The sequence below is a fragment of the Mycobacterium sp. E3305 genome (genome assembly GCF_001666785.1).
Classification (GTDB): Bacteria; Actinomycetota; Actinomycetes; order Mycobacteriales; family Mycobacteriaceae; genus Mycobacterium.
In genome coordinates this window covers 1-10,382 of sequence record NZ_LZJA01000096.1, presented here as the reverse complement: position 1 = coordinate 10,382, position 10,382 = coordinate 1, and the positions used below count along the sequence as shown (strand labels likewise).

The 10,382-nt window shown below is 71.6% G+C and carries 9 protein-coding genes and 2 pseudogenes; 6 read left to right on the top strand and 5 right to left on the bottom strand.

Going from position 1 to position 10,382, the window contains the following annotated elements; translation table 11 throughout:
* Together ccsB and A5701_RS09725 are read left to right on the top strand one after the other, a co-directional pair.
* On the top strand, positions 1–674 hold a 674-nt coding region (gene ccsB / locus A5701_RS09730), incomplete at its 5' end, for a c-type cytochrome biogenesis protein CcsB (protein WP_067751820.1).
* 37 nt (positions 675–711) lie between these two features.
* Entirely contained in the window at positions 712–2,001 is a 1,290-nt protein-coding gene (locus A5701_RS09725; RefSeq protein WP_369807404.1) for a MinD/ParA family protein, read from the top strand.
* Positions 2,002–2,005: 4 nt separating this feature from the next.
* On the opposite strand, the gene A5701_RS28095 is transcribed toward A5701_RS09725, so the two are convergent.
* Positions 2,006–2,167 (bottom strand): hypothetical protein, encoded by a 162-nt coding sequence (locus A5701_RS28095; RefSeq protein ID WP_156670027.1) that lies wholly within the window; start codon positions 2,165–2,167, stop codon positions 2,006–2,008.
* A gap of 121 nt (positions 2,168–2,288) precedes the next feature.
* On the opposite strand from A5701_RS28095, the gene A5701_RS09720 reads away from it, so the two are divergent.
* Positions 2,289–2,579 (top strand): DUF4229 domain-containing protein, encoded by a 291-nt coding sequence (locus A5701_RS09720; RefSeq protein ID WP_067751817.1) that lies wholly within the window; start codon positions 2,289–2,291, stop codon positions 2,577–2,579.
* Here A5701_RS09720 and fabH read toward each other — a convergent pair.
* Positions 2,573–3,580, bottom strand: a complete 1,008-nt coding sequence (fabH, locus tag A5701_RS09715) for a beta-ketoacyl-ACP synthase III (protein ID WP_067751810.1) — start codon at positions 3,578–3,580, stop codon at positions 2,573–2,575. The two genes, A5701_RS09720 and fabH, sit on opposite strands and share 7 nt — an antisense overlap.
* A gap of 107 nt (positions 3,581–3,687) precedes the next feature.
* Positions 3,688–4,560: a 1,4-dihydroxy-2-naphthoate polyprenyltransferase gene (locus A5701_RS09710; RefSeq protein WP_067751814.1), complete on the bottom strand. Its 873-nt coding sequence runs from the start codon at positions 4,558–4,560 to the stop codon at positions 3,688–3,690.
* Between the two features lie 75 nt (positions 4,561–4,635).
* Here A5701_RS09710 and A5701_RS09705 point away from each other — a divergent pair, with 75 nt between their 5' ends.
* Positions 4,636–5,412, top strand: coding sequence for an S-methyl-5'-thioadenosine phosphorylase (locus A5701_RS09705; RefSeq protein ID WP_067751807.1), 777 nt, complete (start codon positions 4,636–4,638; stop codon positions 5,410–5,412).
* A complete protein-coding gene (locus tag A5701_RS09700) occupies positions 5,409–6,437 on the top strand; it encodes an NAD(P)-dependent oxidoreductase (RefSeq protein WP_067751804.1) in 1,029 nt (342 codons plus the stop codon). The genes A5701_RS09705 and A5701_RS09700 overlap by 4 nt, the downstream gene beginning before the upstream one ends.
* A gap of 5 nt (positions 6,438–6,442) precedes the next feature.
* On the opposite strand, the gene A5701_RS09695 is transcribed toward A5701_RS09700, so the two are convergent.
* Complete coding sequence (locus A5701_RS09695) at positions 6,443–8,107, bottom strand: hypothetical protein (RefSeq protein WP_067751801.1); 1,665 nt, start codon at positions 8,105–8,107, stop codon at positions 6,443–6,445.
* 278 nt (positions 8,108–8,385) lie between these two features.
* On the opposite strand from A5701_RS09695, the pseudogene A5701_RS09690 reads away from it, so the two are divergent.
* Positions 8,386–9,753 (top strand): annotated as a pseudogene (locus A5701_RS09690) (hypothetical protein); the annotation flags it as partial.
* Here the strand turns inward: A5701_RS09690 and A5701_RS27385 are convergent.
* A pseudogene (locus tag A5701_RS27385) lies at positions 9,735–9,899 on the bottom strand (glycosyltransferase); the annotation flags it as partial. The pseudogenes A5701_RS09690 and A5701_RS27385 overlap by 19 nt on opposite strands.
* Positions 9,900–10,382 lie beyond the last annotated feature (483 nt).

Genomic DNA, 10,382 nt, shown 5'->3' with positions numbered 1-10,382 from the left:
CCACCGTGCGGGTGCCGTGGGGCAACATGTACGAGTTCATCAACCTGACCTGCATGTGCGGGCTGCTCGCCGGGGCGTTCGTGTTGCGCCGCCCGCAATACCGCCCGCTGTGGGTCTTCCTGCTGGTGCCGGTGCTGATCCTGCTCACGGTGTCCGGGCGCTGGCTCTACACCAACGCCGCCCCGGTGATGCCCGCGCTGCAGTCCTACTGGCTGCCCATCCACGTCTCGGTGGTCAGCCTGGGCTCCGGGGTGTTCATGGTCGCCGGCATCGCCAGCATCCTGTTCCTGTTGCGCACCTCACGGCTTGGGGAGCCGGGCGCCGAGGGCACCCTGGCCCGGATCGTGCGGCGCTTCCCCGACGCGCAGACGCTGGACCGCGTCGCCTACCGGACCACGATCTTCGCGTTCCCGGTCTTCGGGTTCGGGGTCATCTTCGGCGCGATCTGGGCGGAAGAGGCGTGGGGGCGGTATTGGGGCTGGGACCCCAAGGAGACCGTGTCCTTCGTCGCCTGGGTGATCTACGCCGCCTACCTGCACGCCAGGTCGACGGCGGGGTGGCGGGACAGGAAGGCGGCCTGGATCAACGTCGCGGGGTTCGTGGCCATGGTCTTCAATCTGTTCTTCGTTAACCTGGTGACCGTGGGCCTGCATTCGTATGCGGGCGTGGGGTGACCGCCAGCGACCGACCCAAGTAACGCAACAAGGGGGAGTGCACGTGTCCGACCATCCGATGACGGGCGTGGGGGCGCCCGAGGAACCGACCACGCAAATGCCTCCGCCGGGGCCGGCTCCCTCGCCCGTGAACGCCGACGAACCGCCCGCCGACGGCGGCGATGCGCCGACCCGCGCCTTCGCCGGGTTCCGCACCGAACGGCGGCCCGAGCGGCGGGAGGCGGCGCCGCCGACCACGCCCCGGCCCGCGGGTATGCCGCCCTGGGATTCCACCCCGGTGACCGGAATCCCGCGGGTCGACCCGACGGCGTACGGCGCCTACTACAACGGCCCGGCCGCCGCGCCGCCCCCGCAAGCCCCGCCGCGGCCGGAGCCGCTGCCGCACACGCCGTACCCCGAGCTGTCCACCGGGATGTTGCTGCGGCCGGTCAAGCCGCCGCCGTCGGAGGGCTGGCGCCGGCTGCTCTACGAGGTGTCCGGCCACCTGATCAACCTCGGTGAGAGCCCGCGGGCCGCCCGCTACAACAACCTGGTGGCGCAGGTGAACCGGCCACTGCGCGGCTGCTACCGGATCGCGATGGTGTCGCTGAAGGGCGGCGTCGGCAAGACGACGATCGCCGCGACGGTGGGCGCCACCTTCGCCTCCATCCGGGGTGACCGGGTGGTCGCGGTCGACGCCAACCCCGACCGCGGCACGCTGAGCCAGAAGATCCCGCTGGAGACCGCGGCGACGGTGCGTCAGCTGCTGCACGACGCCGGGAGCATCGAGCGATACAGCGATGTCCGCCGCTACACCTCGAAGGGGCCGAGCGGCCTGGAGGTGCTGGCCTCGGAAACCGACCCGTCGGTCTCGGAGGCGTTCAGCGCCGAGGACTACAGCCGCGTCCTGGACGTCCTGGAGCGGTTCTACGGACTGGTCCTCACCGACTGCGGGCCGGGGCTGCTGCATTCGGTGATGTCCTCGGTGCTGGAGAAGGCCGACGTTCTGGTCGTGGTCAGCTCCGGATCCATCGACGGGGCGCGCAGCGCGTCCGCGACGCTGGACTGGTTGGACGCACACGGCCACGAGGAGATGGTGCGCAACTCGATCGCGGTCATCAACGGGGTGCGGTCACGCACGGGCAAGGTCGACATGAACAAGGTGGTCGACCACTTCGCCCGCCGCTGCCGCGCGGTCCAGGTGGTGCCGTTCGACCCGCACCTCGAAGAGGGCGCCGAGATCGAGCTGGACCGGCTGAAGAGGTCGACGCGCGAGGCGCTCACCGAACTGGCGGCCATCGTCGCCGATGGGTTTCCGGGGGATCAGCGCAACCCCGGGATCGCGTAGCGCCTCAGCGGGGGTTGTTGTCGTCGTGGCCCAACCGCCGCAAGAATTCCGGATCGTCGTCGGGTCCGATCACGCGCGTCTTCGGCCGGTTGATTTGCGACCGCGCCGCACGCCAGCCAACGTAGATCAGCGTCCCCAAAATCAGGACGAGCAGCAGGTAGAGCACTCAACACCTCCTCGAACGAATATACCCGCGCCGTAGGCTCTCCCCTGTGTCAGAAGCAGCCAGCGACAACGCCCCAGGCGACGGCCAGGGCCGGGCGCCGGGCGCACGCCGCCGGGCCGTCATCGACGTTCTGCTCTACGCCGCGGCGCGCCTGCTGCTGGCGGTGATGCTCGCCGCCGTGATCTACGGGGTGGCGCGCTTGATGGGGGTCAGCCAGTTCCCGGTCGTGGTCGCAGCGTTGTTCGCGCTGATCATCGCGATGCCGCTGGGTATTTGGCTGTTCGGCCCGTTGCGCCGTCGCGCCACCGCGTCGCTGGCGGTGGCCGGCGAGCGCCGGCGCCGCGAGCGTGAACAATTGCGGGCCCGGCTGCACGGGGAGCCCGCGCCCGACGAGCGCGCTGCCGATCAGTAGTTGGGCATCCGCACGACCTGCGCGGCATAACTGAGGCCCGCGCCGTAACCGATCAGCAGGGCCAGGTCGCCGGGCTTGGCGGCCCCGGTCTCCAGCAGCTCGGCCATCGCCAGGGGGATCGACGCCGCCGAGGTGTTCCCGGTGTGCTCGATGTCGTTGGCGACGACGGCGTCCGGCCGCAATTCCAGGCTCTTGGCCAGGACCTCGTTGATGCGGCTGTTGGCCTGATGGGGCACGAACACGTCGATCTCGTCGGGCCGGATGCCCGCCGCGTCCATCGCCTGCCGGCCGACCTTGCCCATCTCGAACGCCGCCCACCGGAACACCGCGCTGCCCTCCAGCCGCAGGAACGGGCGGGGGCCGGTGGGGGCGTCCATGTAGTCGATCCAATCGATGTCCTGCCGGATCGCCAGGGCCTGTTCGCCGTCGCTGCCCCAGATGGTGGGCCCGATGCCCTGGTCGGGCGTCTCGCCCACCACCACGCCCGCCGCGCCGTCGGCGAAGATGAAGCAGTTGGTGCGGTCCTGCATGTCCACCGTGGGGGACAGCTTCTCCGAACCGAGGACGAGCACCTTGGCGGCGGTCCCGCCGCGGATCATGTCGGCCGCTACGCCGAGCGCGTAGCCGAAGCCGGCGCAGCCCGCCGAGACGTCGAACGCGGGCACGCCCGTGGCGCCCAACGCCGCGGCGACGGCCGGGGCGCACGCCGGGGTCTGCAGGAAATGGGTGCTGGTGGCGACGATGACGCAGTCGATGTCGGACGGCGTCAGCCCCGCGGTCGCGATCGCCTGCCGCCCGGCCTCGGTGGCCATGGACGCGGCGGATTCGTCGCGGGCGGCGAACCGGCGGGTCTTGATCCCGGTGCGGGTGAAGATCCACTCATCGGACGATTCGATGTTCTCGCATATCTCGTCGTTGGTGACCACCCGTTCGGGGCGGTACGCCCCGACGCTGAGCAATCCGATGTTCTCCGGTCCTCTGGTCGCGGCGATCTGCTTCACTGCTGTCCCCGATCGGTGTCGTCGATGAACGGCCGTTGATCGCCGGCCGACCACCCATTGTTATCCGATCCATCGCCGGCGCGGGCAGTACCGACACATCCGGGGATTCAGCCGGCCAGCGCCAGGGCCGCCGCCACCGCGATCGCCCAGGCCACCATGGCCAGCCCGGTGTCCCGCAGCACGGGAATCAGCTCCGGACCGCCGCGCCCCGACCGCACCGGGCCCGCCGCGCGCAGCGCCAGGGGCGTGGACACGAATCCCACTGCGCACCACGGCGTCGCGGCCATCAGCACCAGGGTCAGCAGCCCCGCGGTCGCCAGCAGTCCCTGGTAGAGGATGCGGGTGCGGGCATCGCCCAGCCGCACCGCCAGGGTGATCTTTCCCGATTGCGCGTCGGTCGGAATGTCGCGCAGGTTGTTGGCCACCAGCACCGACGACGACAGCGCCCCGATCGAGACCGCCAGCGCCAGCCCCACCCAGTCCACCCGCAGCGCCTGGGTGTACTCGGTGCCGAGCACGGCCACCAGCCCGAAGAACACGAACACCGCGACCTCGCCGAAACCCGCGTAGCCGTAGGGTTTCGAGCCGCCCGTGTACAGCCACGCGCCGGCGATGCACACCGCGCCCACGGCGATCAGCCACGGCGCGCTGACGAGCGCGAGGGCCAGGCCGGCGGCCGCCCCGAGCGTCAGGCTCGCCACCGCCGCGGCGAGCACCGATCGCGGGGTGGCCAGCCGCGAGCCCACCAGGCGCATCGGGCCGGCCCGGTCGTCGTCCGTGCCGCGGATGCCGTCGGAGTAGTCGTTGGCGTAGTTGACGCCGACGGTCAGCGAGACCGCGACGGCCAGCGCCAGCAGCGCCTTCCACCACACCGCCGATCCCAGCCACGCCGCCGCGCCGGTGCCCGCGACCACCGGCGCCACCGCGTTGGGCAGCGTCCGCGGCCGCGCACCGGAGATCCATTGCCCGAAGTTGGCCACGAGGACATCCTGCCAGCACCCCGCCCCCGCCCCCGCGCCCACGATCCGGTGCGGGCCATGCACCAGAATGGGCGGATGCTCGGAGTCATCGGCGGCAGCGGCTTTTACACGTTCTTCGAGTCCGACACCCGCGTCGTCGAGGTCGACACCCCGTACGGGCCGCCGAGCGCGCCGCTCACCGTCGGCGCCGTCGGCGGACACGAGGTCGCGTTCCTGCCCCGGCACGGGACCAGCCACCAGTTCTCGGCGCACACCGTGCCGTATCGGGCCAACATGTGGGCGCTGCGCAAGCTCGGGGTGCGACGAATCTTCGCGCCCTGCGCCGTCGGCAGCCTCGAGCCCGACAACGGTCCGGGCGCGGTCGTGGTGCCCGATCAGCTGGTCGATCGCACCAGCGGCCGCCCCGACACCTACTTCGATTCCGGCGGCATCCACGTCGACTTCGCCGACCCGTACTGCCCCAGCCTGCGCGCCGCCGTGACCGGCCTGCCGGGCGTGGTCGACGGCGGCACGATGGTGGTGATTCAGGGGCCGCGGTTCTCCACCCGCGCAGAGAGCCGATGGTTCGCCTCGGCCGGGTTCGCCTTGGTGAACATGACGGGTTACCCGGAGGCAGTGCTGGCTCGGGAACTCGAAATGTGCTATGCGACAATCGCTTTGGTCACCGACCTGGATGCCGGGGTGGCGCCGGGTGAGCGCGTGACCGCCGTCGAGGTGTTCGCCGAATTCGAGAAGAACATCGGGGGATTCAAGGAGCTGGTGCGCCAGGCGATCGGCCGGGTGGCGAGCGAACGCAATTGCACGCACTGCCTGCCGCACACCGGGGTCACGCTGCCCGTCGAGTTGCCATGAGGGTGTTGCTCACCGGTGCGGCCGGTTTCATCGGGTCGCGGGTGGCCGCGGCGCTGCGGGCGGCGGGCCACGACGTGGTCGGCGTCGACGTGTTGCTGCCCGCGGCGCACGGCCCGAATCCGGTGCTGCCGCAGGGATGTCACCGCGTCGACGTCCGCGATGGCGACGCCCTGGCGCCCCTGCTGGACGGGGTGGACCTGGTTTGTCATCAGGCGGCGATGGTCGGGGCGGGCGTGGACGCAGCCGATGCCCCCGCCTACGGCGGCCACAACGATTTCGCCACGACCGTGCTGCTGGCGCAGATGTTCGCCGCGGGGGTGCGCCGCCTGGTGCTGGCCTCGTCGATGGTGGTGTACGGGCAGGGCCGCTACCACTGCGGGCGGCATGGGGACATCGACCCGCTGCCGCGGCGGCGCGAAGACCTCGAAGCCGGGATCTTCGAACACCGCTGCCCGATCGGCGGCGAGGAGCTGCAGTGGCGCCTCGTCGCCGAGGAAGCGGCGCTGCGGCCGCGCAGCCTGTACGCGGCCAGCAAGACCGCGCAGGAGCACTACGCCCTGGCTTGGTCGGAGTCGACGGGCGGGTCGGTGGTGGCGCTGCGCTACCACAACGTCTACGGCCCCGGCATGCCGCGCGACACGCCGTATTCCGGGGTGGCGGCGATCTTCCGGTCGTCACTCGAAAAAGGCGAACCACCAAGGGTTTTCGAGGACGGCGGCCAGATGCGGGACTTCGTCCACGTCGACGACGTCGCCGCCGCCAACCTCGCGGCCACCCAGCACACGGACGGATTCACCGCGGTCAACGTCTGTTCGGGGCGGCCGGTCTCGATCCTTGAGGTGGCCGGCGCGCTGTGCGATGCGCGCGGCGGTTCACCGGCGCCGGTGATCACCGGCCAGTACCGCAGCGGCGACGTGCGCCACATCGTCGCCGACCCGGCCCGGGCGGCCGAGGTGCTGGGTTTCCGGGCGCGCGTCGGCCCGGCCGAGGGCCTGCGGGAGTTCGCGTTCGCCCCGCTGCGCTGAGCCCCTCAGGGCTGTGGCGGGCGGTAGATCTTGGGTTTCTGAAGGGGTATCTGCCGCGTCGCGGAATCGTCGCCCCGGAAGATCCGGGGGCCGGTGCTGATCCGGGTGGTCGCCGCGGCCGACGGTGTGGCGGCCTGGCCCACCGGCACGCGCGCCCGGGGTCCGGTGGGAGCGCCGCCCGCCGGGGCGGCGGCCTTGCGGGCGATGCGGCGGCGGCGCAGGCGCCGGCCGCGGAGCTGCCCGGTGACGATGGCCGCCCCCAGGATGCACAGCGCAAGGCCGCACAGGGCCACGTCGAAGGTGCTGGTGATCTGCTGGGCGAGGTTGTTCCCGTAGACCGGGTGTTGCGCCGGGGAGGTCGGTGAGTCCGCGAATCGCGGTGCCAGCACCACGCCCACCACCACCCGCGCGACGCTCAGTGTGGCGACCAGCCCGCACAGCGACGAGATCAGTCGCGCGGAGCGGGTGGCGTCGGCCAGGTTGATGCGCAGCCAGATCGCCAGCAGCGCGGTGGCCAGATCGAACCCGGCCAGCACCACGCTGTCGTAACGCGAGAAGGGGTAGTTCAGGCTCACGGAGACGAAGAGATCGGTCAGCCGCATCACCATCGAACCCAGGCCCCATACGGCGATGAGCAGCAAGCCATTTCGGGCCGCCGCCCGCCAGGCGCTCTCCTCGGCCCCGGTGGTGTTCCGATGACCGAAGAGGGTCCGCGGCGCGAACACGGCCCCGGCCGCGGCCCACGCCAGGTAGCCCTCGAAGCCGACCCCGGCGGTCGAGGTGTTCTGCGCGATGCCGTGGAACGCGTCGATGTCCCGCCCCAGCGGCAGGCTCCACACCAGGACGCCGGCGACCGCCGTCGAGGCGCCGAGCGCGACCGTGGCCAGCCGGGCGGATCTGGTGCCGCGCAGCAACCACCTGGCGGCGACCAGCACGGCGACGAGGGCCACCACGCCGTACACCACCGCCGTCACGATGACCGCGACGTTCTGCTTGCCGAACGCGGCGGCGCCTCCGGTGTTCTGCAGCGCGTACCGCACCCGCCAATACAGGTTGAAGCCAAAACTGAGCACCGCCAACGCCATCGACGCATAACCGATGAGCCGGGCCGCCCTCAGCCAGCCGGCGTACTCATCGCCCTCGGGCACCGGTCCCGAGCGGGCGCCGTTGGCGACCGCTTGCGCGCTCAGCAGCGACCCGGCGATGCCCACCCACGCCCCGGGCCCCACGCCGCCCGGCACGTTCACCGTGCCGCCGAACCGGACGGTCTCGAACGCGTCGAACCCGACGAACGCCAGCACCAGAAGCGCGTAGGGGATGTTGAGCGCCAGGCGAAGCCGGCCCGCCCTGGCGGGGTTGAACCGCGCGCCCGACGTCCTCCAGGAACCGGCTACCGCGACGGCGACGAGGGAGAGCACCGTCACCGCCAGCAGCGCGGCGAACAGGACCGGCTTGCTGCCCGGAATCCCCACGCCGAAATACAGATTCCACGGCAGGAAGAGGGCGATGACGAGCAGCGCGACGGCGGTCAGGTCGCCGGCCCAGCGGCGGCGGGTCGGATCGGGCGTTGCGGCCGCGGCGTTCGGGCCCGGCCGGACGATGCGGGTGGTCTCCTGCGCCTGTCGTTGAATGGGGCCGGTGGGCGCGTCGTCGCTGCTCTGGCTCACCATGCCCCCCGCAAATCAACGACGATCGCCTGCTGCGCAGCTTCGGTTGCGCGGCGGGCGAATACCCTGCCGGGGCGGCCGCACTGCTCGCTTGCGAACATAATCTCCGTTCGGACGCCGTGGCAGATTCCCCGGCGACCGTCCTGTGGTTCGAGAAGCTGGTTACGCTGCGCTATAGGCAAACCTTGTCGCCCGAATAACGGATACTGCCAACGGTATCGCAAGTGTAATGATGCCGGGACATTGCTGGTCGTGGGGTGGCCAGCCGAAGGAGAACCGGGATGGACGTCGTGTTGGGGGTCGCGGTCACGGGCCCCGTCGCCCGCTTGGCGCTTGTCGGGCCGGGCGCCGACGTGATCGACCAATCCGTCGTCGACCTGGAGGACAACCCGGTCGGCAAACTCACCGAGACGGTGGTCGGCACCAATCGGCTGCTGGCGGACGAGAACCACCGGCTGGTGGGCACCCGGCTGTGCTGGAACGACGATCCGCTGGCCGGGCAGCTGCGGCAGGCGCTGGAGAACTCCGGCGTCCCCAACGTCGCCGTGCTCTCCGAGTCACAGGCGGTGGCCGCCCTGATGCGCGCGGCCGGGCGCCCCGGCGCCGCGCTGGTGATGAACGACGCGACGGCGACGCTGTCGGTGCCGGGCTCCGCCGAGGACCAGGACGCACCGCCGACCGTGCTGGCCCAGCAGCCGCTGGCCGGCGGCGACGCCACCGCCACCTTCGACACGATGATGGCCCAACTCGGGAACCGGCCGGACGCCCCGGGCGAGGTGTACCTGGTGGGCGATTCCGCCGAGCTGACCCGGGTCGCCGACCAGTTCCGCGATGCGTCGACCATGCGGGTGCAGGTCGCCGAGGACCCGTCTTTCGCGGTCGCCCGGGGCGCCGCCATGGCGGCCGCGGCGCAGACGGCGTTGTCGGCCGGGGATGCGACGGCGATGGCTCCGGCGGTGGGGCTCACGGGCGACGAGACCGCGATGGCGCCGGCCACGGGGCCCACCGGGGACGAGACGACGGTGGTGCCCCCGCCGGCCGCCGAGGAACCGCAGCTGGCGTACTCGATGACCGAGGACGCCGAGCCGTTCGCCGGCGACGATTACGACCCCGAATACGACGAATACGACGGATACGACGACTTCGATCAGACCGAGGCCATCCCCTCGCGGCTCAGCCGCCGGTCCCTGGTGGTCGGCAACGCCGTGATCGCCTTCGCCGTCATCGGTTTCGCGTCGCTGGCCGCCGCGGTGGCCATCGCGGTGCGTCCCACCGCGAGCCAGCAGCCGGTGGTGGGCCACCAGAACGCCGCCCCGGGCAAGTTCATGCCGTTGTTGCCGACGCAGCAGCAGGCGCCGGTGCCCCCGCCTCCGGCCGACCAGCCCAACGCCGGTTTCCAGGGTGGCGTGATCCCGGACGCCAATGGCCTTCTTCCGGCGCAGGGCACCTCGCCCGGCGCGGGTGTCCCGGCCGCGCCCGCCCCGGTGGCGCCCGACGTGCCCGGCGTCGTCCCCAACCCCAATCCCGCTGTGCCCGTTCCGATCCCGGTCATCGTTCCCGTCCCGATATATCCGCCGCCCTTCAACCCGCCGACGACCACGCCGCCGACGATCACAACCACCACCACCACCACCACCACCACGGCGCCGTGCCGCCGCGCCACCGCGGCGGTGTCGTCGGTGCTGTTGTTGTCGACCACCAACGCCCGGTATTCGGCGGGGATGGCCGCCAGCACGGCCGGCAGTGACTCCTCCTCGTTCAGGCAGGGCAGCACCACCGTGACCGCGTCGGGCATCACCGGCTCAGAACCCGCGATGGGGGTGAGGCTGCTGCGGGGCGAGCGTCTGCGGTTGCTGGGTCTGCGGTTGCTGGGTCTGCGTGTGCGGCGGCGCCACCGTCGTTTCGTGGGTGCTGGGCGGGGGCGCCGCGGTGGTCGGCGTTTGCGTCGAGGTGAGCGGGGTCTTGGTGTTCGTCGGCGGCGTCGTGGTCGTCACCGTAGGCGGGGTGGTCGTCGTCGGCACCGTCGTGGTGGGCGTGGTGGTGGACGGCTCCGTGGTCGTGGGCGTCGTTGTGGTGGTGGTGCTCGCCGACTTCGACGTCGCCGACGACGTGGCCGTGGTGCGCGCGGCCTGCGGCCCGTCCAGCCGCTTCGCGGAGGTCACCCGCACGGCCGGGCTGTAGCCCGCGCGCAGCCACACCGAGCCTGTAGATCTGCAGGCAAAGTGTGAGTGTGGGCCTGCAAAACTACAGGCTCGACGAGGCGAACCGCCGGGGCCGC

Excerpts from the sequence above, each read along its gene's own strand:
- A5701_RS09695 (WP_067751801.1), bottom strand. The coding sequence starts at position 8,107 with ATGGTGAGCCAGAGCAGCGACGACGCGCCCACCGGCCCCATTCAACGA.
- A5701_RS09700 (WP_067751804.1), top strand. The coding sequence starts at position 5,409 with ATGAGGGTGTTGCTCACCGGTGCGGCCGGTTTCATCGGGTCGCGGGTG.
- A5701_RS09705 (WP_067751807.1), top strand. The coding sequence starts at position 4,636 with ATGCTCGGAGTCATCGGCGGCAGCGGCTTTTACACGTTCTTCGAGTCC.